Source organism: Zhengella mangrovi (assembly GCF_002727065.1).
GTDB classification, from domain to species: domain Bacteria; phylum Pseudomonadota; class Alphaproteobacteria; order Rhizobiales; family Rhizobiaceae; genus Zhengella; species Zhengella mangrovi.
Genome location: NZ_PDVP01000002.1, coordinates 442,394 through 466,681 on the forward strand (window position 1 = coordinate 442,394; position 24,288 = coordinate 466,681).

31 protein-coding genes are annotated in these 24,288 nt (G+C 65.8%); 12 read left to right on the top strand and 19 right to left on the bottom strand.

Annotated elements, in window-relative coordinates; translation table 11 throughout:
• Positions 1–90: 90 nt before the first annotated feature.
• From nusG to CSC94_RS24165, 12 genes are all read right to left on the bottom strand, one after another.
• Positions 91–732, bottom strand: a complete 642-nt coding sequence (gene nusG / locus CSC94_RS05970) for a transcription termination/antitermination protein NusG (protein WP_165784340.1) — start codon at positions 730–732, stop codon at positions 91–93.
• Positions 716–1,870: a helix-turn-helix domain-containing protein gene (locus CSC94_RS05975; protein ID WP_099304824.1), complete on the bottom strand. Its 1,155-nt coding sequence runs from the start codon at positions 1,868–1,870 to the stop codon at positions 716–718. Before CSC94_RS05975 ends, nusG begins: the two co-directional genes overlap by 17 nt.
• A complete protein-coding gene (locus CSC94_RS05980) occupies positions 1,867–2,457 on the bottom strand; it encodes a hypothetical protein (protein ID WP_099304826.1) in 591 nt (196 codons plus the stop codon). Before CSC94_RS05980 ends, CSC94_RS05975 begins: the two co-directional genes overlap by 4 nt.
• Positions 2,450–2,737 carry a hypothetical protein gene (locus CSC94_RS05985; RefSeq protein WP_099304828.1) on the bottom strand — a complete coding sequence of 96 codons (288 nt, stop codon included), beginning with the start codon at positions 2,735–2,737 and terminating at the stop codon, positions 2,450–2,452. The genes CSC94_RS05980 and CSC94_RS05985 overlap by 8 nt, the downstream gene beginning before the upstream one ends.
• Positions 2,734–3,066, bottom strand: coding sequence for a hypothetical protein (locus tag CSC94_RS05990; RefSeq protein ID WP_133122830.1), 333 nt, complete (start codon positions 3,064–3,066; stop codon positions 2,734–2,736). The genes CSC94_RS05985 and CSC94_RS05990 overlap by 4 nt, the downstream gene beginning before the upstream one ends.
• Positions 3,059–3,316, bottom strand: coding sequence for a hypothetical protein (locus tag CSC94_RS05995; protein ID WP_133122831.1), 258 nt, complete (start codon positions 3,314–3,316; stop codon positions 3,059–3,061). Before CSC94_RS05995 ends, CSC94_RS05990 begins: the two co-directional genes overlap by 8 nt.
• The gene (locus CSC94_RS06000; RefSeq protein ID WP_099304834.1) at positions 3,313–4,437 is read right to left on the bottom strand and encodes a TRM11 family methyltransferase; all 1,125 of its coding nucleotides are present in this window, start codon (positions 4,435–4,437) and stop codon (positions 3,313–3,315) included. Before CSC94_RS06000 ends, CSC94_RS05995 begins: the two co-directional genes overlap by 4 nt.
• Positions 4,434–4,937: a hypothetical protein gene (locus CSC94_RS06005; protein ID WP_133122832.1), complete on the bottom strand. Its 504-nt coding sequence runs from the start codon at positions 4,935–4,937 to the stop codon at positions 4,434–4,436. Before CSC94_RS06005 ends, CSC94_RS06000 begins: the two co-directional genes overlap by 4 nt.
• The gene (locus tag CSC94_RS06010) at positions 4,934–5,626 is read right to left on the bottom strand and encodes a hypothetical protein (RefSeq protein WP_099304838.1); all 693 of its coding nucleotides are present in this window, start codon (positions 5,624–5,626) and stop codon (positions 4,934–4,936) included. Before CSC94_RS06010 ends, CSC94_RS06005 begins: the two co-directional genes overlap by 4 nt.
• Before the next feature lie 18 nt (positions 5,627–5,644).
• Positions 5,645–6,019: a hypothetical protein gene (locus CSC94_RS06015; protein ID WP_133122833.1), complete on the bottom strand. Its 375-nt coding sequence runs from the start codon at positions 6,017–6,019 to the stop codon at positions 5,645–5,647.
• Positions 6,020–6,244: 225 nt separating this feature from the next.
• Positions 6,245–6,463 (bottom strand): hypothetical protein, encoded by a 219-nt coding sequence (locus tag CSC94_RS06020; RefSeq protein ID WP_099304842.1) that lies wholly within the window; start codon positions 6,461–6,463, stop codon positions 6,245–6,247.
• 4 nt (positions 6,464–6,467) lie between these two features.
• A complete protein-coding gene (locus tag CSC94_RS24165) occupies positions 6,468–6,983 on the bottom strand; it encodes a hypothetical protein (RefSeq protein WP_133122834.1) in 516 nt (171 codons plus the stop codon).
• 438 nt (positions 6,984–7,421) lie between these two features.
• Here CSC94_RS24165 and CSC94_RS24990 point away from each other — a divergent pair, with 438 nt between their 5' ends.
• The 4 genes from CSC94_RS24990 (at position 7,422) to CSC94_RS06040 (ending at position 10,626) form a co-directional block, all read left to right on the top strand.
• Entirely contained in the window at positions 7,422–7,880 is a 459-nt protein-coding gene (locus tag CSC94_RS24990; RefSeq protein WP_245408289.1) for a S24 family peptidase, read from the top strand.
• Positions 7,881–7,996: 116 nt separating this feature from the next.
• Positions 7,997–8,236 carry a hypothetical protein gene (locus tag CSC94_RS06030; protein ID WP_099304846.1) on the top strand — a complete coding sequence of 80 codons (240 nt, stop codon included), beginning with the start codon at positions 7,997–7,999 and terminating at the stop codon, positions 8,234–8,236.
• Between the two features lie 454 nt (positions 8,237–8,690).
• Positions 8,691–9,401, top strand: a complete 711-nt coding sequence (locus CSC94_RS06035; RefSeq protein ID WP_099304848.1) for a hypothetical protein — start codon at positions 8,691–8,693, stop codon at positions 9,399–9,401.
• 145 nt (positions 9,402–9,546) lie between these two features.
• Complete coding sequence (locus CSC94_RS06040; RefSeq protein WP_099304850.1) at positions 9,547–10,626, top strand: tyrosine-type recombinase/integrase; 1,080 nt, start codon at positions 9,547–9,549, stop codon at positions 10,624–10,626.
• 212 nt (positions 10,627–10,838) lie between these two features.
• Here CSC94_RS06040 and CSC94_RS06045 read toward each other — a convergent pair whose 3' ends face one another.
• The 4 genes from CSC94_RS06045 to CSC94_RS06060 all read right to left on the bottom strand — a co-directional run bounded on the left by CSC94_RS06045 (position 10,839) and on the right by CSC94_RS06060 (position 13,727).
• Complete coding sequence (locus tag CSC94_RS06045; RefSeq protein ID WP_133122835.1) at positions 10,839–11,222, bottom strand: hypothetical protein; 384 nt, start codon at positions 11,220–11,222, stop codon at positions 10,839–10,841.
• 105 nt (positions 11,223–11,327) lie between these two features.
• Positions 11,328–12,038 (bottom strand): DnaA regulatory inactivator HdaA, encoded by a 711-nt coding sequence (gene hdaA / locus CSC94_RS06050; RefSeq protein ID WP_099304853.1) that lies wholly within the window; start codon positions 12,036–12,038, stop codon positions 11,328–11,330.
• A complete protein-coding gene (locus CSC94_RS06055; RefSeq protein WP_099304855.1) occupies positions 12,038–13,198 on the bottom strand; it encodes an AI-2E family transporter in 1,161 nt (386 codons plus the stop codon). Before CSC94_RS06055 ends, hdaA begins: the two co-directional genes overlap by 1 nt.
• On the bottom strand, positions 13,173–13,727 hold the full coding sequence (locus CSC94_RS06060) for a CDP-alcohol phosphatidyltransferase family protein (protein WP_099304857.1): 555 nt from the start codon (positions 13,725–13,727) through the stop codon (positions 13,173–13,175). The genes CSC94_RS06055 and CSC94_RS06060 overlap by 26 nt, the downstream gene beginning before the upstream one ends.
• Positions 13,728–13,904: 177 nt before the next feature.
• On the opposite strand from CSC94_RS06060, the gene purM reads away from it, so the two are divergent.
• The 3 genes from purM (at position 13,905) to CSC94_RS06075 (ending at position 16,588) form a co-directional block, all read left to right on the top strand.
• Entirely contained in the window at positions 13,905–14,969 is a 1,065-nt protein-coding gene (gene purM / locus CSC94_RS06065; RefSeq protein WP_099304859.1) for a phosphoribosylformylglycinamidine cyclo-ligase, read from the top strand.
• On the top strand, positions 14,966–15,607 hold the full coding sequence (purN, locus tag CSC94_RS06070; protein ID WP_099304861.1) for a phosphoribosylglycinamide formyltransferase: 642 nt from the start codon (positions 14,966–14,968) through the stop codon (positions 15,605–15,607). The genes purM and purN overlap by 4 nt, the downstream gene beginning before the upstream one ends.
• 171 nt (positions 15,608–15,778) lie before the next feature.
• Entirely contained in the window at positions 15,779–16,588 is an 810-nt protein-coding gene (locus CSC94_RS06075) for a class I SAM-dependent methyltransferase (RefSeq protein WP_099304863.1), read from the top strand.
• 59 nt (positions 16,589–16,647) lie between these two features.
• Here CSC94_RS06075 and CSC94_RS06080 read toward each other — a convergent pair whose 3' ends face one another.
• Positions 16,648–17,304, bottom strand: coding sequence for a DUF6946 family protein (locus CSC94_RS06080; protein ID WP_099304865.1), 657 nt, complete (start codon positions 17,302–17,304; stop codon positions 16,648–16,650).
• Complete coding sequence (locus CSC94_RS06085) at positions 17,301–19,436, bottom strand: molybdopterin-containing oxidoreductase family protein (RefSeq protein ID WP_099304867.1); 2,136 nt, start codon at positions 19,434–19,436, stop codon at positions 17,301–17,303. The genes CSC94_RS06080 and CSC94_RS06085 overlap by 4 nt, the downstream gene beginning before the upstream one ends.
• A 93-nt stretch (positions 19,437–19,529) precedes the next feature.
• On the opposite strand from CSC94_RS06085, the gene CSC94_RS06090 reads away from it, so the two are divergent.
• From CSC94_RS06090 to CSC94_RS06105, 4 genes are all read left to right on the top strand, one after another.
• A complete protein-coding gene (locus tag CSC94_RS06090) occupies positions 19,530–20,384 on the top strand; it encodes a 23S rRNA (adenine(2030)-N(6))-methyltransferase RlmJ (protein ID WP_099305272.1) in 855 nt (284 codons plus the stop codon).
• Positions 20,385–20,501: 117 nt separating this feature from the next.
• Complete coding sequence (locus tag CSC94_RS06095) at positions 20,502–20,930, top strand: hypothetical protein (RefSeq protein ID WP_099304869.1); 429 nt, start codon at positions 20,502–20,504, stop codon at positions 20,928–20,930.
• 8 nt (positions 20,931–20,938) lie between these two features.
• The gene (locus CSC94_RS06100) at positions 20,939–21,658 is read left to right on the top strand and encodes a ribonuclease T2 family protein (RefSeq protein ID WP_099304871.1); all 720 of its coding nucleotides are present in this window, start codon (positions 20,939–20,941) and stop codon (positions 21,656–21,658) included.
• Positions 21,659–21,693: 35 nt separating this feature from the next.
• Entirely contained in the window at positions 21,694–22,293 is a 600-nt protein-coding gene (locus CSC94_RS06105) for a glutathione S-transferase family protein (RefSeq protein WP_099304873.1), read from the top strand.
• Positions 22,294–22,375: 82 nt separating this feature from the next.
• Here CSC94_RS06105 and CSC94_RS06110 read toward each other — a convergent pair whose 3' ends face one another.
• Complete coding sequence (locus CSC94_RS06110; RefSeq protein ID WP_165784341.1) at positions 22,376–23,044, bottom strand: outer membrane protein; 669 nt, start codon at positions 23,042–23,044, stop codon at positions 22,376–22,378.
• A 298-nt stretch (positions 23,045–23,342) separates the two neighbouring features.
• On the opposite strand from CSC94_RS06110, the gene CSC94_RS06115 reads away from it, so the two are divergent.
• Positions 23,343–24,287, top strand: a complete 945-nt coding sequence (locus CSC94_RS06115) for a calcium/sodium antiporter (protein WP_099304877.1) — start codon at positions 23,343–23,345, stop codon at positions 24,285–24,287.
• The last annotated feature ends 1 nt before the right edge of the window (position 24,288 follow it).

Sequence of the window (24,288 nt, forward strand, 5' to 3'; positions counted from 1 at the left end):
GACTTGCTGGCTTGCCAGTGTCGGCCGGGGCTCAAGGGTGAACTTCCACGTCGTGGCATCAGCGCGCCTGAGTCGTCCCGGCCAGAATCGCTACCTGCTAACGATGATGTCGTCAAGGCTGATGGTCGCCGACACCTTGCCGCCTAGCATGTCCACCAGCAGCGAAACCTGCTGTTTGGCGTCGTTGAACCGCTTCACCACGCCATGCGAGCCAGCCAGCCATCCAGCACTGATCTCGACGGTATCACCTGGCATCGGGATTCCGATAAGCTTTGCCTCGCGTTCGAAATCGCCTGACTTTTCACAGCGTTGCAGAACCGCGATCTCATCAGTCGGGATGGCAGTGGGAACGACGCCCTGGCTGATCCATCCGACGAGTTCGCCTGCGAGAATGGCACCTGCCCACGCCTCAGCACCAGGAACCAGCCTAACGAAAACGTATCCTGGCCAGAATGCCTTTTCCACAAGCTTGACCCCCTGACCCCGCTTCGGTGGCGTCCGTCTGCATTCGACGGGAAGCCACGCCTCGATCTTCGCCGCCTTCATGCTGTCACGCGATTCGACTTCCCTGCCAGAAGGAACGCGCCCGATGAACCAGCGCGCCAGCTCCTCGAACCCAGGACGATCCTTGCGTGCCGCCTGTTTCATGCGAACCTCGGCCAGCATCCCCATCTGCTGGCGGATCCTGGTCGCGGCAAGTCGTGCCTCCTGCTCCTCAGTCAGAGCCTGCATGTCCACGCTCCTGCACCGCCCGTTCTTCGCCATCGCCGCCGCCTCCATGTTCCGCCTTTGCCTTCTCGACTTCCGCCACAAATGCCACCAGTGCCCGCTCAGCGGCCGGAGGATCGGCCCCGTCCATCTTCGGGAAATACGCCACCGACTGGTTCCCGAGCGGCGGGATCCACGTCCAGCCACGCGCCTCGAACAAGCGCTGCCACGCCTGCCACTTCGGCGACCCCTCGGTGACCGGTTCCATCGTCGGCTTGAGAGCAAACCAGATATCTCCGAACTTGTGCCCGCTGCGGACACGTGCCTTGCGATCGAGCGCTGCTATCCAGCTTTCCTTGCCACCTTCGACGAGCGCTGCCGTCCGCCATGCCGACCAGACAGGGCCGAAGGCTGGAGCGTAGTCCTCCGGCATGCCTGTCACCGGCTTAGCCTCGACCTCGACGGCTTCGAACTTGCGATCCCGGAGGTAGACACCGACAGCCACTGGTCGGCACTTCTGGCGCTTGCACTCAGCCAGGTAGGCGTCCCGGCGTTCTTCGGCGACAAGCCTGTCGGTTTCGCTCAGAGCAGCGAACTGGCGGACAGCCCATTCGGTCGAGGATCCGACCGATCCGGGCCAGACTTTGCCGTCCTTGCCCTGCTCCAAGCGCTTGACCCGTGCCTCAAGCTTCCGCCTGTTTTCGGTTTCCCCGTCCTCGTCAGCGCTTTCGCGCGCCTCTCTCTCTGTTACTGGTTCTATTACTGGTTCCCTTACAGGGTTAGTGTCCAGATTCTGGACTCGGCTTTCGGCATTTTCCGGACACGGCTCCGGGTCATTTCCGGACACGGAGCCGTGTCCGGATTCTGGACACGGGTCATCAGCAAAACCGCTCTCGAACTTGAAGCGGTAAATCGTCGACTTGGCGCGGTTCGTCCGTTCGTCACGGCGCTGCTCGCGCCGGATCAGTCCCACCTCTTCCAGCTTCAACAGTTGCTCGTTCAAAGAGGACCGCGACATCTCGCAATCGTGCGCCAGAGTGTCCTGGCTGGGAAAGCAGCCATGGTCCGGATGGTATCGGTCGCAGAGGTGCCACAGGACGAGCTTCGTGGCCGGCTTCAGGCCGCGTTGCTGGATCGCCCAGTCGGTCGCTGCATGGCTCATTCTGCCGCCTCCAGGTGGTCATCTGTGGCGGCCTGGTCCGCGCGGCTGTCGCCCCATCCCGTCACGCCATACTCGCGCCACGCCTCGCACGGTTTGGCCGCCTTCAGCTTTGCCAGACCGGCCCGCCATGCCGCCTCGTCGATCGAAGCGTCAAGGCGATCCAGCGCCGCCGCGTTACCGCGCCAGACGCCTGCCGAGCGATGCGCCTGCAGGACAAGCGGACCAAGACGCCGCACGTGCTCTGCCGGCCCCTCGAACAGGTCCGCAGGCACCCGGTCGAAGATCGCGCGCAGGCAAGCCTTGACGGCAGCCATGTCCGGCAGGAGCAACTTGCCCGGCGTGATCAGCAGGCCGGAATTTTCATGCGACAAGCGAAAGCCGCTCCGGATCACCTGGTCCGGTCGCGGGCCGCGCTGTTCCCACTCCTCCAGCCGCCAGCGACGTTCCGCCTCGGCCGTTGCGACCTCGTCGTCCAACTGGTGCTCCGTGACGCCGATCCCCCGGCAGACATGGCCACGGATCCGCACCAGTCCCTTCTCGGAATCGCGGATCGGAACGATCGCCGATCGAAGAGCAAGTTCAGCCATCGTCACGCACCCCCTGCTCGACAAACCCCAGGAGGGTCGTGTTCGCTGCCTCGTATTCCGTGCAAGGCACCATCCCGCGATGACGCCGCCGTCCCAGCATGGTCCGGATGGCGTTCAGGTACTCGACGCCTGGCGAAAACCCTGTTTTCTCGCAGGCATGCCCGAAGGCGCTGCAGTATTTCATCAGCACCGCAACCGGAGCAGCAACAAGCACCCCTGCCCGTTCCGGATGCGTCTCCGCTTCGAGGAAAAGGCGCACCCATTCGTTCATCTCATTCATCCCGCATCCCCCGCCGTTTCACGGGCAACACACGCTGTAACAGCCTGATTCCGCTTCAATCTCTCGACAATGTCGCCGACCTTCCCGGCTGGCTTTTCCGGTTGGCCTGGCCGCATGTAGAAGGCTTCGAACGGCCCGATTCCGAGCGCCTTGCAGATCGCCAGGTAAGAGGAGACCGACAGCCGCTTGCCGTTGGTCGCCCGGCTCAGCATCCCGGCGTTCAGACCGGAGGAGCGGGCCGCGGCATCGCGCAGCGACGTGTCGCCAAGCGCCGCCAGCACCATCCGCGAGAACTTGACGAAATCGACCTCGGCGACCAAGTCAGCCATTGCTCGGCCCTCCGTCCTCCGCGACGTCGTGGCCGAGCGCGCGCCAGATCCGCGCGTGTTCGCCTGCAGGCACAGACCGGCCCGACATGGCCGCCTCGACCTGACGGCGCTTGACCCTGGCAACGCGGGCCGTTTCTCCCGCGATCTGTCCGCGTGCTTTTCGGATCGGAACACCGGCAAGGTCCGCGCGCAGAAACGCCCGTGCCTGCAGGAAGAACCGAAGCATGGCCGGAGAGTAATCGCGCGTCATCGCCATCCTCCGGCCGGCTCCCAGTCCTCGAAATCCTTCCAGTCGACGCGATCGACGGTCGTCGTGTCGCCGTATGGCTTCTCGTCGTCGCCCGTCGCCTCCCAGACGAACCAGGCCGTGTTCATGCGGCTGTTGGCGATCGGACCGTCCCAGCCGTCGCGGTGCATCATTGGCAGGCGCCGCGGGAAGACGATGACCCGCCGCGGCTTCCATTCATCCATGTAGAAATTGCGGGCCGGATCCTCGAACCCGGCCAGCACGTTCAGGTTCAACAGCAGGGCCATCTTGCGCGGCTTGTGGACGCGCAGCGCCCGCGCGATGAACGCGTTCATGTCGGCGCCGTATGGCGGATTGGTGATGATCTGGTCCGGCGTGCCGTCGAGCGGGTAAGCGGTCAGGAAGTCGCAGACCCGCTGCACTTCGCCATCCCTTGTCGCCGTTGACCGGTCGACCAGATCCCACAGATCGACCTCGTGGCCTGCCGCCTCCAGGATGCCGGAGATCGCGCCACGGCCACAGGCCGGTTCAAGAACAGCCCGGTCGAACCGCTCCAGCGCCAGCAGCGTCAGGACGGCCTCGCGTGGCGTCTCATAGAGGTTATGCCCGCGTTCCTGCGCTGTCGCCGTCGACGTCCCGACAGCCGCGCGCAGGTTCGCCTTCGTCGGCTCCAGACCCTGGGCAAGCCGCGCCGCGATCGCACGTTCGGCGATACCCGGCGTCTTGCGCTCGGCATCCCGAAGCTTGCGCGCCTCGTGGATTTCCTTGTGTGTCAGGCCCGCCTCTTCGACCGTAAAAGTCTTCCCTTCGGGAAGATTTTTCGGCCGGCCCTTCGATGCCTTCCCATCGGCTTGCGCCGCGTCATATTCATCGGCAAGCCGGATCTTCGCGCGGGTCTCGATCAGCAGTGCATCGCCCTGCAGCTGGTGCGCCTTGCGGACCAGCATTTCAGCAGCTCCAAACCGCTCGGCATATTGCGCCGCCGTCTTCGCCTGGTCATATGCGACCCCGGCGATCAGCTTCGCCGCTATCAGGTCGCCGTCGTCGAAGAGCGCACGGGCCCGCTCGATCGTCGCAACGAGGTCGGACGCATCGACCTGCCCCGGTCCGGTGACAGCGTTCATGCAGCCCTCCCCGCGACCATGGCCGCCACGATGTCACCCGTCAGCGCAGACGCCGCCCACTTGCCAAAATCAGTCAGCCGGTAAAGCCCAGCCGCGCCGCGCTTGCAGCCAACCTCGACGCATTCGATCAGCCCTTCGCGGATCAATGCCGTGAACACGCCGCTGGCGTGATGGACGTCGGCGCCGACCTGTCGCGCAATCGCCGCGCCTGAGATACGCACAGGATGGCCGTCGTTCGTCGTCGCGATCACGTAAAGCCCGGCCGCCTGCATCGGCGTCAGCGACAAGCCCATCCAGGCGACAGCCGGTTCGGCCAGGTCGGCCACGGCTTCACCGTCGAGGAGATTGTCCAGAAGCACAGGTTCGCTGGCGATGACGGTCAGCAGCGCCGCCGCAAGTGCGCGCGGATCGTCGCCTCGCCTCTTTGCCGCCGCGCGAATGGATGCTGCCGTTTGCGGCCCCAATGCAAGGGCCATGGCGGATAGCGGTTGCCCAGTCATTCAGCCGCCTCCGCGAACCGGCCGGCCTCGCGCTTCAGCACCTGGTCGGCCCGGCGCTCCGAGAGCGTCCCGATGCCTCGCGACAGCCGCACATGGAACCGGCAATAGCGAGTGAACTGCTCGTCACCCGCCCGTGGCGCGCCACAGACCCGCATCGACGAGCCGGACGCGGTCCCGACAGGATCGCAGGAAAACAGGCACCGATCCCGATCGACAGCATCCAGGAACCCTGTCGGCTCCGCGTTGTCCGGCATTTGCGGAACGTGCGATGCAGCCTCTGTGCCACCGAACTCTGCCACCTCGACATCCCGGCGCCGCTTGGCGATCACGGCAGCGTTCGACTGTCTGGCAGGGAACTTGTCGCGATTGCGAACGGCGATGGCCGTCACGGCCTGACGGGACAGGCCAAGCGTCTTGGCGATCTCGGCAGCGGTCGCGCCGCCACCCCACAGATCGGCAGCACGGCGGATCGTCGCCTGCTCGTGCCACTTTGGATGCGCCGGCTTTTCCTTGCGAGGCGTGACGGAGTTAGAGCGCTTTGGGAACTTGTCCCGGCGCCGCGAAATCATCCTGGAAATCGTGCCGTGCTTCCGGCCACTGGCCGCGCACAGCTTGGCAATGCCTTCACCGCTGGCCCAGAGCCTTGCCAGCCTGTCGATCTCGGCTTCGGAGAACGGTTCGCCGCGCATCACTCACCCCCGTACATCTCAGGAGCGATCCAGTCGGCCAGCCTCCCGGCCCGATCGGCGATTGTCTTCGCCACGGCCAGCCGCCATGTAAGCGGCAATAATCGCCTCCAGCCGTTCGACGCGCTCTGCGAGGTCGTCCCGTGCTCTCCTCGCCTCTCGCAGCGCGGATTTCTCGATTGCATGCTCCAGCTCCCGCATCTCGCGCGCATCGATCCTGCGCGCTTCGCCGTACCAAATGGATTTCGTTCGTGTGACACCCCAGCCGAGCCGTCGCGCCGTGACCCGTATCCAGTCCTGAACGGACCGGTGTTCGCGTGGTGTCACCTGGCGGATGCGTTCCGCCGCGTAGGCCGCATCAGACATTTCTGAGTTCTCCGAAGACTTTTCGGACATCTACGAATTCCCCCGTGCTTTCATCGCTCTTGTCAGAGAGCGCATCCAGGAATTCACCGGCGGCTACCGGTGATCCGGTTCGTGATGAAAGAAAGGGAATCTTGAATCTATTTGCACACCTGCGACGGAACGGAACTCGCCCCTCTACAGCATCCGCCGCAATACGATCGGCCGCCATGCGCTCCAGCATGGCCCCGGCCGTCATGAATGAAACGTAGGGAAACATCACAGCGACACCGCTGCATCAAGGAAGGTGGCGGCCCGCGCCAGACAGGCCGCTGCCGCATAAGCTAACAGAACGACGAGCAACCCAGCCTCCAGGATCACGCGTGGCGCACGCCATCCCGCCGCACGGACCGAGGAGATGATCATCCAGATCATGAGACATGCTGCAGCGGCACCGCCGAGCGAAAACAAAGCATCGAAGACGATGAACAGCCGCATAGCGTCACCCTTTGCTCTTGGCAAAATCCGCACAGGCTCGCGCCAGCTGGCGTAAGCCAATGTTCACAGCCCGCTCGTGCAAAAGGTGCAAAGACAGGTCGTCAGACCCGGCTATGCCGTCATACAAAGCGACCCATCGCGCCAAGACCACAAAGGGTTGCGGCAGCCGAGCACATGCATATTCGACAGAAAGAACGGGACGGGCGAGAGACGTTGGATGAGGCCCGTCCCCGCCCGCCCCGACGACAGCAGCGGCCCGGTCCCTTTTCAGGTCCGCTGCAACTGCTGCTGGAACCGCGTCTCTTGCCCCTTCAGATGCGGGATTCGGAACAACAATGTCGAAACTGCGGGAAATTTCGCATAGCGCCACCTCGACGAGTTCAATCGAGACCCGGCGGCCCCCATCAAGAATAGCCTTGTCGACAACACGAAAGACTCGACCAGAGGGTTCACCAAGGAAAACACCGCTGCCGAGCGCCGCCAGTATCAACCGATCAGCGCTATCGTCGAAGGGCTTCATTCGGCTGCCTCAACATTTGGAAGGAAGTCATCAGCCGAAAGAGCTACGCCCATCTCTTTTGCGGCCATCAAAAGGGTTGGGATGTGCTTCATCGGTATCGAGCCGCCGGTGCCCCCGGACTGCTTCGGTCGACACCAATTCGACACTCGCGTTCTGTGAACGCGCGCTATGCGCGCCACTTTTGTCGGCCCTCCGAGCATCTCAATAATGGTTCGTGCTGGTTCCATGCATCACAATGTAGCGATTTTCGAAACATCGGCAAGCTCATTTGTAGCGAAATGAGAAAAAGACGCAGCTAGAAAGACCCGCTATCGATCAATCATGTTGTCAGAATGGCTACGACAGGTGATGGAAACGTCCGGGGTGAAACAGGCAGAGCTCTCTCGCCTGCTCACTGTAATGCTTGGTCGATCTATTGATCGCGCCGCAGTGAACAAGATGTTGAAAGGCACTCGTGCAATATCCGGAGACGAGTTGATCGCCATTTCCACGATTACAGGATTTGACGCTCCAAGGGAGCGAGTCGTCCCAATCGTCGGAAGAGTTGGAGCTGGGGCGGTAGTCGAGGCCACAGAAGATGGCAACAACGGTGAGCAGGTAGAAGCACCAGCTCAATCAGTTCCATCAACTGTAGCGGTTGAGGTCGTTGGCGACTCAATGTTCCCGGCATATGAACCAGGAGACCTCATTTTCTACTCGCGACACCTACCAGCCGATGAGATGCTAAATCGGCGAGCCGTCGTGAAATTAGCGACTGGAGAGATATTAGTGAAACGGATTCGCCCGGGCTCGACGGCTGGGTTTCACAATCTTGAGAGCCTGAACCCACTGTTTTCCACCATAGAAGATACCGTGATAGAGTGGGCCGCTCCAATCGATTGGAGCAAGCCACGATAGTTGACCGCAAGAGCATCCGAGTCTGCTTCATATATATGTTTCTTATTTCGCTACATTTCTAATTGCAGAAAGTAGCGTATATCGCTACCTTCTCCTGCCAAACCCGGGAGAAGCAAATGATCCAGTTCCAGGAAAGACCGAAACCCGCAGGCATCGTCCGCGCGCCTTGCCGTGATGCGCTCGTTCGCCGTCTCGCTGACGACATGCGGGAGATGGCTTTTGCCGGTGAAAACGTGAACGCGGAGACACTGGCCCAGCGCGGCTGGCCGGAAGCTGCCGTCACTCGCCTCGGCCCTCGTGCTGTCGAGATGGCGCGGCGCGCATCGATCCGGCGGGTCGGCGAGCTGCGGCCATGAGCGCGTCCGTCCAAACGCTGCCGACAAGACAGGTTCCCACCGTGAAAGCAGTCGCAGCGGTTGCGCTTTGGCAAACACGCCGATTCGACACTACCGAAATCGCCGCTGCCCTTTCACTGTCTGAAGCCGATGTCGAGCGCATCCTCTATGCGGTGAGGGAGCACAGGGTATGACGCGGCTTGGCACCTTCGAAGGCGTTAACGCCACCCGCCGGGCTGCGCTTGCAAGGGCAACAGCAGGCACGTCGCGGCCGGTCTTGCTGGCGATCGCTGTCATTGCCTGGTCCGCCGCCCTGCTGTTGCTGGTTCACGCGTTGGCGGGAGGCAACGCATGACCGCGCTCCGCAACCTGCTCAGCGCCCCTCGTCAGCCGACCTTCGGCAACCTGGTGGCGACCATTTTTGTCTGCGGCCTGATTTTCATGGCTGTTGCCATGGCGTGCGGAGGATGACGGCATGGCCCGCATCCTGATCGGCTGCGAGACGTCCGGCATTGCCCGACGCGCCTTTGCCGCGCGCGGTCATGATGTGTGGTCCTGCGATATCCTCCCAGCCGAGGACCGTTCGAACCAGCACATCATCTGCGACATCCGCGACGGCATCCTGGAGGATGGCTGGAATCTGTTGGCGGTCATGCACCCGCCCTGCACCCGCCTTTGCCGTTCCGGCCGCCGCTGGATGAGCGGACCCGGCAAGTGGACGCCGCCGAAACAGCTTCCGGCCGGTCGCAGCTGGGACGACATGCGTCAGGAGTTCGAGCTTGGCGTGTCGATTTTCACCGCGTGCTGGCAGGCGCCGATTGATTGCATTGCGATCGAGAACCCCGAGATGAACGACCTTGCCCGCGACCAGATGCCGGCTGACCTACCCGCCCCTGCCATGGTGCAACCGTTCTGGTTTGGCGAGCCGGCCTACAAGGCCACTGGCTGGTATCTGCGCGATCTCGCGCCGCTGGTACCGACGAACGTCCTGCCGGAACCCGAACGCGGGTCCGACGAGTGGAAGCGCTGGAACCGGGTGCACCGCATGCCACCCGGCCCCGAGCGTGCCCGCCTTCGCAGCCGGAGCTTCCCCGGAATGATGAACGCCGCCGCTGACCAGTGGGGACAGCAGGCACGCGACGCATACGAAGTCCGAACGATGGAGGCAATGTCATGCCACTCCTGACCCCTGAGCAGGCGGCCCGCGAGCTTGCAGTTTCGGTCAAGCACCTGCGCATGCTTCCGATCGCTTTCGTTGACATTGGCGCCGGAGGCCGCACGATACGCCGGTATGACCCTGCCGACCTGCAGGCTTTCGTGGAGGAGAAACGATGTCTGTCTACCGCCGCAAAGGGCAAATCGTCTACAGTTACGACTTCCGCCATCGTGGCCATCGATTTCACGGCCCGACGGGAGAAACCGGCAAGCGCGAAGCGCAAGCCGCCGAGCGGGCGATCCGCGAGCGGGTCAAGGCCGGGACGTTCGACGCCGGCCGGCCGCTGACATTCGCCGCGGCCGCGACCCTCTACTGGTCGGAGGTCGGCCAGTTCCTGAAGAACGACGACGACGCCTGGCGCTGGCTCGGCTGGCTGCAGCGTCAGCTCGGCGAACGGACGCTGGTCACCGCGATCGACAATGCCACCGTCGCCCGTCTGGTGGCGCTGCGCCGCGCCGACGGCGTGTCGAACGCGACCGTCAACCGGTCGGTGATCGAGCCGCTGCGCGCCATCGTGCGCCGCGCCAGAGATGTGTGGGGAGCCAGCACGCAGACGATCGACTGGCGCCGGCACGCGCTCCGGGAAGCGCAGGAGCGGATCCGCGAACTGACGACCGAGGAAGAGGCCCGCTACTTCGCGGCGCTCAGACCCGATTATCACCCGGTGATGCGCTTCGCGTTGCTCAGCGGTTGCCGCATGCAGGAGATCCTGGACATGCGCTGGCAGGACGTCGACTGGACCGGTCGACGGATCACGGTCACCGGCAAGGGCGACCGGACACGCCGGATCCCGATGTCGGATGGCATCCTCGACCTGTTGCGGCCGCTGCGCGACTTCACCGGGCCCGTGTTCAGCTACGAGAGCAAGCGCGCTGACAAAGCGCCGCGTGGCGCCCGCGTGCGGATCAGTCGCGAGGGTCTGAAGATCACCCACAAGCGGACCTGCGTCAAAGCCGGGATCGAGGACTTCCGCTTCCACGACTTCCGGCACACGGCGGCCACCCGACTGGCGCGCCAAGTCGGCAACCTGAAGGCCGTCCAGCATCTGCTCGGCCACCAGGACATCGCCACGACCGGCCGCTATGCCCACGTGACCGGCGATGATCTGCTCGCTGCAATGAATGCCACGGAAAGTGCCACCGCGGCGCGCGTGGCAGGTGACAAGGTATTGACAGAGAAAGGAAAACGGAGATGAGCGAGGGCGATCCCAAACCAGATGCGCTACCAGGCTGCGCTACGCTCCGGACATGCGGGTAGCCGATACACGCCCTTCAGCGCGGACGCAACCGCTTTCCCGGCGGTGATGACGCATTGTTGGCGCCCGCGAACCGGCCGAGCGCACGGAACCGTGGCGCGAGCCGCTGCCATGGCGGTGATTCCCGCCGGAAAGCCGCGGTCGCGACCACTTCAACAGGGATCTCCGCCCTGGATCAGGGTCATGTAGTCCTCGACGGCCATGTCTTCCGCCATGGTGACGCAGCCGTCCTTCACGAAGGCCAGAAGCACCTTGCCGTTTCCGGCGCAATGGAGAACCCAGACGGTGTCCGGCGGGCACGTGCCGCCGGCCTCGAGGCAGGAATAGGCGCGCAGGACCTCGTCGCGCTCCGGTCCCGCCAGATCGCGATGGCGCAGGCCCGGGTTTCGCTGTTCGACATCCCGCAGCCAGACAGACCATTCCAGCTCCGGCCGCGCACAAAGCCGTTCACTGCCGAAGGCCGAGGCCACCGGCGCCAACGCCAGGAGACCTGCAACGAAAACCCTTTGCACCAGTCGCCCTGCCCGGCCTGTCATGGCGTGCCCTCCCCAGCCTTTTCCTGCCCAAGGTTTCCCGAAACGGACCGCGAGGTCAAATCGCGGCATGAGGTTGGCGGATGCCCGCGGCGTGCTGACCGGGCTTTACAGATCCAGGCTTCCCTGGCGCCGGTCCATCTGCTCGACGACCTGGCCGGCAAGGCGCCGGGTGATGCGGCTGCCGCGTTCCAGCGATGCCTGGTCGATGGCCTCGACGACCGTGGCCGCCGCGTCGAGCGAGCGTTCGATCCGGCGGACGAGATAGCTGACGACGCCCGGCTCGACCATCAGCTGGCGGTCGGCGAACAGCTTGGTGATGACGCCGGCGAGCAGCATTTCGTCCGGCTCGGCGATCTCGACGGTGGTCGCCGCGCGCAAGCGCGAGGCCAGGTCCGGCAGGGTCACCGACCAGGCGCCGGGAAAACGCCGCGCCGTCAGCAGAAGCCTGGCGCCGGATGCGCGCACCTCGTTGATGAGATGGAACAGGCCGGTTTCGTCCAGCCCGGGCCGGTCGGCGTCATCGACCAGCGCGGCGCCGGCCGCGATGGCCGCCCGGCGGGCCGGCGCATCCAGGTCAGAGGCATCGAGGGCGGCGGCGCCGGACAGTTCGGTCCAGATGGCGGCGAGATGGCTCTTGCCGGCGCCTGCGGGCCCGGCCAGCACCACGACGGGCGACGGCCAGTCCGGCCAGTTGTCGACCAGGGCCACGGCCTGGGCATTGGCCGGCGTCACCACCAGTTCATCGCGCGAGCGGCCGGGTTCCTGCGCCAGGTCGAGCGGCAATTGCCGCGGCGTTTCCGTCCCGGGGGGCGACATCACGTGGCCGGGCCTTCGCCGTCATCGGCGGGCGCATGCCCGTGGCCGCGGTAGACCGGGCTGGAGAGATAGGACTTCAGGCCGAAGCGGGCCAGCACGCCGACGGCTGCGGCCGCGGGAACCGCGATCAGCAGGCCGACGAAGCCGAACAGCATGCCGAAGGCGAACAGGGCAAACATCAGCCAGACCGGGTGCAGGCCGACCCGGTTGCCGACCAGCTTGGGCTGCAGGATGTTGCCTTCGAGGAACTGGCCGGAAAAGAAGACGACCGCCACGGCGGCAATCCACAGCCAGTCCGGCCAGAACTGCACCGTGGCCACGCCGAGCGAGACGGCCAGGCCGACCAGAGAGCCAATGTAGGGAATGAAGGAGATCAGGCCGGCGACGAGGCCGATCAGCAGGCCGAAGTTGAGGCCTACCAGGGTGAGGCCGATCGCGTAGAAGACGCCGAGCACCAGGCAGACCGTGCCCTGCCCGCGGATGAAGCCGGCGATGGCATTGTTGATGTCGCGCGCGATCTCGCGCACCGCCTCGACGTGGTCGCGCGGCACCCAGCTGTCGACGCGGGCCACCATGTGGTCCCAGTCGAGCAGCATGTAGAAGGCGACGACCGGGGTGACGACGAACAGGCCGGCGATGTCGACCAGCGCCTTGCCGGAACTCCAGATCGACTGGGCCAGGGTGGAGAGGAAACCGGCGCCCTGCGTGAGCAGCGTGTTGACCCCGTCGCGGATGCCCTGCGGGTCGGTGCCGAGAACGCGTTTGAGCCATTGCGCGTCGAAACTGCCAAGCAGGTTCTGCAGGCTGGAAACCAGTTGCGGCAGGCGCTCGATGAAGCCGGCGAGCTGTGTGGCGAGCACCGGCACGACGATCATCAGCGCCAGCAGGAAGGCGACGACGAAGCCGATCAGGATGACGATGGTGGACGCGAGCCGCGACAGGCCCATGCGCTCCAGCCGGTCGGCCACCGGATCGAGGAAATAGGCCAGCGCCATGCCCGCCACGAAAGGCAGCAGGATGGAGCGGAACACGTAGAGAAAGCCCAGGAACACGACGGCGAAGACCAGCCAGAAGACGACCTGCCGGCGCAGGGCCGCTCCCGCCCGGGCAGCGGCCGCATCCTCGGCGTCCATGTCAGGTTTCGTCTTCGCGCGCGCCATAACCGCCCATGTGTTTGAGCCAGGTGAACAGATAGGCCGCGGCGGAAGCGCCGGTCAAGACCGCGGTCAGCGTTATCAGGCCGGCGCGGATCCACGCCGGCCCCGGGGCGATGGCCAGTTCGCCGAGCACGGCCGCGGCCAGCACGATCTGGGCAACGGTGTTGGCCTTGGAGACGAAGAGCGGATGCATCTTGACCGGGTTGCCCATGACCGCCGACAGCATGACCGCGCCGACGATCATGGCGTCGCGGCTGACGATGGCGATGACGAGCCAGTTGGGCAGTTCGGCGAGGTAGCCGAGGACGACGAAGACGCTGACGAGCAGCAGCTTGTCGGCAAGCGGATCAAGGTAGGCGCCAAGCTCCGAGCGCTGGTTGAACTGGCGGGCGATGAAGCCGTCGACGCCATCGGATATGCCGGCCAGGACGAAGCCGACCAGGGCAAGGACCATTTGCCCGTCCAGCATGGCGTTGATGATGACCGGCACCATCAGGAAACGCACCAGCGTTATGATGTTGGGTATCGTCAATCGGCACCTGCGGAACGTTCAGACCTCCTATTTGGGCGTGCGCAACCGTGCTGGCAAGCCCAATCGCGCGGCGCGCCGGAGCGGCCAAAGCTGTGCGGCGGCATCGCGGCGTTCTTGCGGGCGGGCGCTGTTCGTGTCATGAGCACCCGATATGCCCGACAAACCCTGGAAGACGCCATGAGCGAGACGAAGAACGGCCTTTCCTATGCCGACGCAGGTGTCGACATCGACGCCGGCAACAGCCTTGTGGACAAGATCAAGCCGATGGTGCGGTCGACCCGGCGCCCGGGGGCCGATGGCGAGATCGGCGGGTTCGGCGGCCTGTTCGACCTGAAGGCGGCGGGCTTTTCCGACCCGGTCCTGGTGGCCGCCAACGACGGCGTGGGCACCAAGCTGAAGATCGCCATCGACGCGGACAAGCACGATACGGTGGGCATCGACCTCGTCGCCATGTGCGTCAACGACCTCGTTGTCCAGGGCGCCGAGCCGCTGTTCTTCCTCGACTATTTCGCCACCGGCAAGCTCGACCCCGACCAGGGCGCGGCCATCGTGGCGGGCATTGCCGAGGGCTGCCGGCAGGCGGGCTGCGCGCTGATCGGCGGCGAGACGGCGGAAATGCCGGGCATGTATGCCGGCGGCGACTACGACCTCGCCGGTTTCGCCGTGGGCGCGGCCGAGCGCGGGTCGCTGCTGCCCTCCGGCCACATCATGGAAGGCGACGTCATCCTCGGTCTCGCCTCCTCCGGCGTTCACTCCAACGGCTATTCGCTGGTGCGCAAGATCGTCGAGAAGAGCGGCCTTTCCTGGTCCGACCCGGCGCCCTTCGAGGACGGCAGGACGCTCGGCGAGGCGCTGCTGGAACCGACGCGCATCTACGTCAAGCCGCTGCTGGCGACGATCCGCGAGGTCGGCGCCATCAAGGCGCTGGCGCATATCACCGGCGGCGGCTTCACCGAGAACATCCCGCGCGTGCTGCCGGACCACTACGCGGCCGAGATCGACCTGGAAGCCTTCGAGGTTCCGGCCGTCTTCTCCTGGCTGGCGGAACAGGGCGGCGTCGCGGAACGGGAGATGCTGCGCACCTTCAACTGCGGCATCGGCATGGTGGCCGTGGTCGAAGCGGACCAGGCCGCGCAGGCAATCGCCGTGCTCCAGCGCGAGGGCGAACACGTGGAAATCATCGGACGGATCGTGCCGCGGCGCGAACACGGGGTGACCTATTCGGGAACGCTCGACCTGTGACGTCCCAGCCGCGCAAACGCACCGCCGTGCTCATTTCCGGGCGCGGGTCCAACATGACGGCGCTGATCCAGGCGGCGATGGATCCTTCCTTCCCCGCGGAGATCGCGCTCGTCATCTCCAACAAGGCCGATGCCAAGGGGCTGGAAACGGCGCGCAAGGCCGGTATCGCGACCAGGGTCATCTCCTACCGCGACCATGGCAGCCGCGAGGCCCATGACGCGGCCATCGACGCGGCCCTGCGCGAGGCCGGCATCGAGATCGTGGCGCTGGCCGGCTACATGCGGCTGCTGACGCCGGGGTTCGTGCGGTCCTGGCAGGGACGGATGATCAATATCCACCCCGCCCTGCTGCCGCTGTTCAAGGGGCTGGACACGCACAACCGCGCTCTGGACGCCGGTGTCCGGGTGCACGGCTGCACCGTGCATTTCGTCACCCCCGACATGGACGAGGGGCCGATCATCGCCCAGGCCGCCGTGCCGGTGAAGACCGGCGACACGGAAGACACGCTGGCGGCCCGCGTGCTGGAAGCCGAACATGCCACCTACCCGGAAGCGCTGGCGATGGTGGCGCGCGGCGACGTGCGCATGGCGGGCAACGGCCGCGCCATTTTCCGTGGCCAGGCAAACGCGGCGGGCTGAGGGCCCGGCCGGCGGCCGGCGGAGCCGGGCGTCAGCCCATGACAGCTACGGCCATGACGGGCGAATTCCACATCGTCCGAGGCGGTTTTCGGACAAACATGCTATGATCTGATCGGACGTCGCATACCGGGGCAACCACTCCCGTATTTTCGCTTTGAGGGGAGGCAAGTCATGCAAACACCCAGCGGAAACACAGCGACCTTTGCCGATCGCTACCAGTCTGTCCTCGTTCCCGTCATTTTCGAACCCTGGGCCAATGAAATGATCCGCAGGGCCCGGCCCTTGCCCGGCGAGCATATCCTCGATCTTGCCTGCGGAACCGGTGTCGTGACGCGGCTCGTTGCCCGGTCCGTCGCGTCTCCCGGTCGGCTCACCGGGGCCGATCACAGCGCAGAGATGCTGGATGTGGCGCGGGGCCTCGCGCGCGAATCCGGCCTTGATGCCGAGTGGGTCCAGGCGGATGCGGCAAGCCTGCCTTTCGATAGCGATTGCTTCGACCTGGCCTTCTGCCAGCAGGCGCTACAGTTTTTTCCGGACCGCCCCATGGCCCTGCGCGAGCTGCATCGGGTTCTCAGGCCGGGTGGCCGTGTCGCCTGCTGCGTGCAGCGGGGACTCGACGACAATCCCATGCTGCGGGCGCAAGCCAACGCGCTTGAAAACCACGTCGGCGCAAGCGCAGGTGCGGCCGTGCGTGCCATTTGCGGCCTGCCGGACGGCGAGATGATCCGCGCGCTCTTCGAGGAGGCCGGATTTGAGGACATCGACATCGAGCCTGTCACGCTGACCCTCCACCATCCGGATGCGCGAGCATTCGCTGCCGGCGCGATGGGAGGAATGCATACCGGCGACAAGCTTTCCGGCCTGGCGGATGACCGCGTCGAACGCGCCATCGAGGCGTTTCTCGCCGGGCTTGGCGATTGCCTCAACGGCGGAGCCATGACGTTTCCGCACGCCTCCAACGTCATCCAGGCGCGCGCGTAGCTGCGTGACAGACGGCCATCCCCGGGGCCAGGCGCAAACTCGTTCGTTTCCGAACCGGTTCAGGGATAGGCCGGGGCACCCCGGACCCAGGCGAGCGACAGTTTCATGCCGTCCGGCAGGACGACGGTCCCGGCCTCGCCGGGCGCGAGGGACAGGCCCAGGAACCGGGCGAAGGCCTGGAAATCCGCCAGCCACGCGTTGTTCGCGGAGAACGACTGGACGACTATGCAGGCATGGGGAGCAGCGAAGCGCCGGGCTTCGATGACCGCCGCAGCCGTACGGTGGAACAACTGGTAGCGCAGGGATGGATCGGGTTCGGCGTCCGCTCCCAGCAGGGCTCGGAGACCGGCCAGGCGTTCCGCGCGGTTCGATCCGCCTTCCGCCAGCCATTCCCCGACGGTCGGGCCAAAGGGTTCGCTGACCTTGGCCTCGACCGCCATGGCGACGCTTTCATTCCCGTTGCGCAGCAGGGCAAATACATCGCACTGGCTCGCCCGCCCGGCTCCGGGCAGGCGAACGGTGTGTTCCGGAATGGCCAGCAGCAGTTCCACACCGGGTTCGAACAGGCCGGCGATTTCCGGGGGCAGTCCGCGCGCGGCCTCCCATGAGCGGGCGACGGCCATCGCGGAATAGCCTTCACGCCAGTGCCGTTGGGGATCCGCCAGCAGGGCCTGCCAGCTTTCCAGGCCCCGCGACGGAACGAGTATCCGCGTCATTGCCGGGGTTCCGGCCCGGCTTGCGTGTCGAGTCCGCGCACCCAGACCTTGGTGTCGTGGAAGGCGGCACCGCCGTAGGGGGCGACGGAGTCCGCACCGGTGAGCACGTTGATGCCCTCGCCGCGCTCATGGGCGGAATTCGGCCAGATGCCCTCGGCGATCACCACGCCGCGCCTGACCCCATCGGAGAGAACGGCGTGGAGCACCACCTCGCCGCGCGCATTGCCGATCTCGACGCGGGCGCCCTCGCCCACGCCCAGGTCGGCCGCGTCGTCGGGATGGATCATCAGCCCCGGCCGCCCCTCGCGCTGGCTGGAGCCCGGCGTCTCGGTGAAGCTGGAGTTGAGGAACTGGCGCGCCGGCGACGTGGCCAGGCGGAAGGGATGATCCGCGTCGGCCTGTTCGACGACCGGGAGATAGTCCGGCAGCGACGGCAAGCGGTCGTGGGGGCCGAGCAGACCGACGGACTTCGGCGGCTTGTTCGGAGCGACGGTCCCGGTCCAGTCCGGCCGGAAGCGGAACTTGCCGCCGGGAAAGGCAAAGCCCTGCAGGAAGTGGCTCTCCTCGAAGGAGGGCTGCATGTCCGCCCAGCGCCGCTCACACAGGTCCTCGTAGGTGCCGAGGCCGCGCTTTTCCAGCATGGCCGTCATCAGTTCGCGCTCGGTGCGGCCAAAGCCCGGCCGGTCGGCGACGCCCAGGCGCCTGGCCAGTTCGTTGATGACGAAATGGTTGGAGCGCGGGCCGTCCGGCGGGTCGACGAGTTTCGGCCCCGGCACGATGTGCTGGTTGCCGCCGCCGCGATAGATGTCGTCATGTTCCATGAACATGGTGGCCGGCAGCACGACGTCGGCGAGTTTCGCCGTGTCTGTCATGAACTGCTCATGCACGCAGACGAAAAGATCGTCCCGCTTCAACCCGGCGATCACCTTGCGCTGCTCGGGCGCCACGTTGGCCGGGTTGGTGTTCTGGACGAACAGGGCCGTGACCGGCGGTCCGCCGTTCAGGCTGTCGGCCTCGCCGGTCAGCACACGGCCGATCTTCGACTGGTCGAGGTGGCGGATCTTCGGATCCATCAGTTTCGTGCCACGGATCTCTCCGGTGTCGAGGCGGAAAATATCCGAGTTGGAGTGGAAGGCGCCGCCGCCCTCGTGCCGCCAGCTTCCCAGCACAGTGGCCAGCGAGGCGGCGGCATGCATCGACACGGCGCCGTTGCGTGAACGGGTAAAGCCGTAGCCGAGGCGGAAGAAGCTGCGTTTCGTGGTGCCGACCAGCCGGGCGAAAGCCTCGATCTCGTCCACCGAAAGCCCGGTGATGGCGGCAGCCCATTGGGGCGTCCGGCTTTCAAGATGTGATTCAAGGCCGGCCGGATCGTCGCTGAATTCGTTGAGGAAATCGCGATCGGCGTAGCCATCGCGGAAAGCCACGTGCATGGCGGCGCAGGCGAGCGCCGCATCGCTTCCCGGCTTCAGCACGAGCCCCATGTCGGCCTGCTTCATCGTCGGCGTGTCGTAGACGTCGATGACGACGATCTTGGCGCCGCGCTCCTTGCGGGCCTTCACGGCGTGGGTCATCACGTTGACCTGGGTGGACACGGCATTGGTGCCCCAGATGACGACGCAATCGGACCTGGCCATTTCCCGCGGGTCGGGGCCGCGCAGGGCGCCGGTGCCGGCGACGAAACCGGTCCAGGCGGGATTGGTGCAGATGGAATCGAACTGGCCGGACCATTTCATCGCGTGGCGCAGGCGATGGATGCCGTCGCGCTGCACCAGGCCCATGGTCCCGGCATAGAAATAGGGCCAGACCGCCTCGGAGCCGTCGCGCCGCGTCACCTCGGCCAGCCGTTCCGCGACGAGGTCGAGCGCGGCCTCCCAGCTTGCCTCCTTCCAGCCGCCGCCGCCCTTGGCACCGGTGCGCACCAGCGGTGTCAGCAGGCGGTCGGGGTGGTGAATGCGCTCGGCGTAGCGGGCAACCTTGGCGCAGATGACGCCGGCGGTATAGCTGTTATCTTTGGCGCCATGGACGCGGCCGATGCGGCCGTCGGCGCCGATCTCGACGTCGAGGGCGCAGGTCGAGGGACAATCGTGCGGGCAGGCCGAATGGCCGATGCGGATGGGGGCGTGCTTGTTCATGCCGCCACCCTAGCCGAAAGCGGCCTGGCAGTGTAGGCGAGGATGCATGAAAAGCGGTGATGGATGCATCACCAGAACGGGTTCGAAGCGGCCATGAACTACCGTCACATCTACCACGCGGGCAATTTCGCCGACGTGCTCAAGCACGCGGTGCTGGCGCGGATCGTCGAATACCTGAAGGGCAAGGACAAGGCGTTCCGGGTCATCGACACGCACGCGGGCACCGGGCTCTACGACCTTGCCAGCGAGGAGGCGCAGAAGACCGGCGAATGGCAGGGCGGGATCGGGCGCATCCTCGACGCCGACCTGCCGGCCGACGCAAAAGACCTGCTGGAGCCGCTGCTCGCGGCGGTCCGCGCGGTGAACCCGGACGGCGGGATCCGCCGCTACCCCGGCTCGCCGCTCCTTGTCCGCTCGCTGCTGCGCAAGCAGGACCGGCTGACGGCCATCGAACTGCACCCGCGCGATGCCGAGGCGTTGCGGGCCCGCTTCGCCGGCGACTACCAGGTGCGGGTGATCGAACTCGACGGCTGGCTGGCACCGGGCGCCCAGTTGCCGCCCAAAGAAAAGCGCGGCCTGGTGCTCATCGACCCGCCCTTCGAGAAGGAAGGCGAGTTTTCCCGGCTTGCCGACGCGCTGGTCACGGGACACCGGCGATGGCCGGGCGGCACGTTTGCGCTGTGGTACCCGGTCAAGGACCGCAAGGCGGTGGCCGCCTTCCGGGCCGCCCTGAAAGCCACCGGCATCCCGAAAATCCTCGATATCACGCTGGCCATCCGCCCGCCCTCGCCCGACCAGCGGCTGGACGGCACCGGCATGATCGTCGTCAACCCGCCCTATACGCTGGAGCGCGAGATGGCGGTCCTGCTGCCGGTGATCGGTGCCCGGATGGCGGAAGACGGCGTCGCGCGGACCGGGATCGAGGTGCTTGCCGGCGAGACCGCCTGAGCGGCTTGCGTGCGGCAACGGGAAAGGCCGTCCTGCGCAACTGCAGCTTGACCCGCCCGGCGCAGGATTCCAAACTATTGGCGACTCCAGCGGATTCTTCATTTCAAGAGGCACCTCATGCTCCGGACGGCCAAGAAGCTCCTCAGCGCGGCACTGCTTGCCGCCGCATTCGCCGCTCCGGCCGCGGCCTTCGACCAGGTCGGCCACGATGCCCGCTGCGACGATGCCCGGGTGCTGGACGTGATCTCGGCCAAGTTCGCCTACCAGGTGCGCCACGTGCCGCACCTGCCCGACGTCGACATCGTGTCGTTCGACCGGGTGCACCAGCGGCGCCACGTGCAGGCCTCGAAACGCAACGCGACGGTGATCTCGCGGCGGTACTGCAAGGCCCGCGCCCACCTGTCGGACGGGCGGCACCGCTCGGTCTGGTACATGATCGAGGATGGCATGGGGTTCGCAGGCGCCTTCGGTGACGGCGTCCAGTTCTGCGTGGCCGGGTTCGACCGCTGGAAGGTCTACAACGCCTGGTGCCGGGTGGTCCGCTGATACCGGCCATGCGCCCGCTTCTCTCCACCCTTGCCCTGCTGCTGGCGGCCGGCCTCGCTGCCGGCTGCGAGGACAGCGGATCGTCGTCGGTCGACCCGGTGCAAACGGACGCGAACCTTCGCTCGACCCGCGACCGGTCAGCGGACGGCGCCGCGGCCGGCGACTTCGATTTCTACGTCCTGGCGCTGTCCTGGTCGCCGTCCTACTGCAAGGCGCAGGGAGACAGGGCCGACCGGCGCCAATGCGGCCGCAACGGGCCGGCCGGCTTCGTGGTGCACGGCCTCTGGCCGCAGAAAGAGCGGGGATATCCGGCCGATTGCCGTTCGTCGGAACCCGACTGGGTGCCGCGCGACGTGCTCTCCTCGGTCCGCGACCTGTTCCCGACCGACGGCCTGGCCGCCCATGAATGGCGCAAGCACGGCACCTGCAGCGGGCTGACGCAGCGCGGCTATTTCGACCTCACCCGCAAGGCCCGCGAGCGGGTGCGCGTTCCGCCGGGGCTCGGCGGCGGCAGCACCAGCCCGAAGGAAGTGGAGAACGCCTTCATCCGCAGCAATCGCGGCCTGGATGCCGACGAGATCGCGGTGGATTGCGACGGCCAGTTCATCCGCGAAGTGCGGATCTGCCTCTCGACGTCGCTCGATTTCGTCGCCTGCCCGCAGGTGGACCGATCCGGCTGCCGTGCGCCCCGGCGGCTGATGCCGCAAAAGCAAAGCGGCCGAAACTGACAACAACGCCACCCAATCCATACGAGGGACCAAGCATGCCGAAACTGCTCTATTCCGGGGCATCGCCCTATTCCGCCAAGGTCCGCATGGCGGCCGCGCTTGCCGGCTACGACCTCGAGGCGGTCAGCGTCGACACGAATGCCGAGCCCGAGGTGCTGATCGGCAACAACCCGCTCGGCAAGATCCCGGTGCTGCTGACCGATGACGGACGGGCGGTCTACGACAGCGCGGTCATCCTGCAGTTCATCAACCGCGAGCGGCGCAACAGCGTCTTCCCGACCAATGCCGCCAAGCGGACGGACGCGGAAGTGACCGAAGCACTGGCCGACGGGCTGATGGACGCGCTGCTCGCCCATGTCTACGAGCGCCGCTTCCGGCCGGAGGACCTGGTGCACCAGCCGTGGCTCGACAAGCAGTGGAGCAAGGCGACGCGGGCGCTGGACCATTTCAACGACAACCTGCCCCGGCTGACGGGCAAGCTGAACGGCGGACACCTGGCGCTGCGCGCCGCGCTCGGCTACGCGAGCCTGCGTTTCGAGGGGAAATGGGAACGGGGCCGCAGCAAGCTGGTGCGCTGGGCGAAGAAATTCGACGAGAAGCACCCGGACATCGCCGCCCTGCTGCCGAAGGGCTGAGCGGACCCGGCTCTCCAGACACGAAAAAGGCCGGGACGCGCCATGCGTCCCGGCCTGTTTCAATCCGTGTCTCTCGACCGGATCAGAACTTCATGCCGATACCGACGATGAAGCGGTTCTCGTTGACATCAACGCTGTTGGTGCCCGAACCGGTCGTGAAGTTCTTGCTGCCGTAGTCGATGTAGCGATACTCGGTGCGGGCGAACATGTTGTCCGTCAGCTTCACGTCGACGCCGGCGCCGGCCGTCCAGCCGATGCCCGTCTTGGTATCGAGCACGCCGCCTTCGGCCGCGCGCAGCTTGCCGACGACGAGACCGCCGGTGCCGTAGAGCAGCGTGCGGTCGCCGAGCGCAACACCGGCGCGGGCACGCAGCGAGCCATCGACGCTGGTCTCGAGGCCACGACCGGCATTGTTGCCGTCGATGCCGCCGCCGCTGATATCGGCTTCAAGACCGTAGACCATGTTGCCCTGCTGGAAGTTGTATCCGGCAAAGGCGCCGCCGTTGAAACCGTCGATCACGTGACGGTTGGCGAAGGGCTGCGAATGATGGGCAAGGCCACTGGTGAAGGAGCCGGTGATACCGGCGTAGGCACCATCCCAACCAACCGGGGGCTCTTCCATGGGAGCGGCCGGCGGCGCGGGCGGGGCTTCGGTGATGACATCGGCCGCGAGCGCGGGAGTCGCCGCAGCACCGATAAACAGGCCAGCGGCCAGGATGGCAATGCGTGCGGTGGAATTCGTGTAGGTCATTTTCATTTTCTCCTTTGCCGCCGTGACAACGCAACGCTGGCGGCCGTGTTCCAGCACCCACCACGGAATTTCCTGCACGCAAGGAAAGAAGCGCTCGAATTCCGCGGCGCGAACAGCCGCAATCTCGGCCCGGAATTTGACGGAACAACATCGGGAAAAAGGAGATTTCCCGTCTGCAATGCGGCAAAAAAAGGATGTGTCCCCGGGGCCACAGGCAGACAAATCGAGGGCCGGGGTTGGAGCCCCCAGCCCCGACGCCTATATAGGCCGGGCAAGACGCCCTTCCGACGGATGCTTCATGATTCTCAGCTTTTTCATTCTTGCAGCAGGCCTCATCCTGCTGGTGTTCGCCGGTGACTATCTCGTGCGGGGTGCCGTCGGCTTGGCTGAGAATCTCGGCATTTCCCCGCTTGTCATCGGGCTGACCGTCGTCGCCTTCGGCACCTCGGCGCCGGAACTGTTCATCTCCACGCAGGCGGCGCTCGGCGGCTCGCCCGGCATTGCCATCGGCAATGTCGTCGGTTCGAACATCGCCAACGTGCTGCTCGTCGTGGGCATTCCCGCCCTGATCGCGCCGCTGGCCGCCACCGAACCCGGCCTGCGGCGCAACATGACGGCGATGCTGGCCGCGACCGCTGTCTTCCTCTTCATGCTGGCGAACGGCGTGGTCGGACGGCTGGAGGGCGCGATCCTGTTCGCCTTCCTGATCGCGTACATCGGCTGGCAGATCCACATGGCACGCGCGCGCCACGAGGCACCGGAAGATTACCACGAGGAGATCGGCGAGGCGCCGCATGACAAGTACCGCATCGGCCTGTCGATCCTCGGCGGCCTGATCGGCCTTCCGATCGGCGCGCAGCTCACGGTCATGGGCGCGAGCGACATCGCCAGCGCCTTCGGCGTTTCCGACGAGGCGATCGGCCTGACGGTCGTGGCCGTCGGCACGTCGCTGCCGGAGCTGGCGACCACGCTGACGGCGACGCTGCGCCGCTCCTCGGCGGTCGCCATCGGCAATGTCGTCGGCTCCAACCTGTTCAACATCCTCTGCATCATGGGCATCACCGCCATGATCGTGCCGGTGGACGTGCCGCAGCGAATCATCGCCGTCGACGGCTGGGTGATGGCGGGCACGACGGTCATCCTGGCGACGCTTGCCTTCGCCCGCCTGCACGCCGGCAAGGCCATAGGCGCGGCGATGGTCCTGGCCTATGCTGCCTATACATGGTCCATCTTCGTGAAATGAA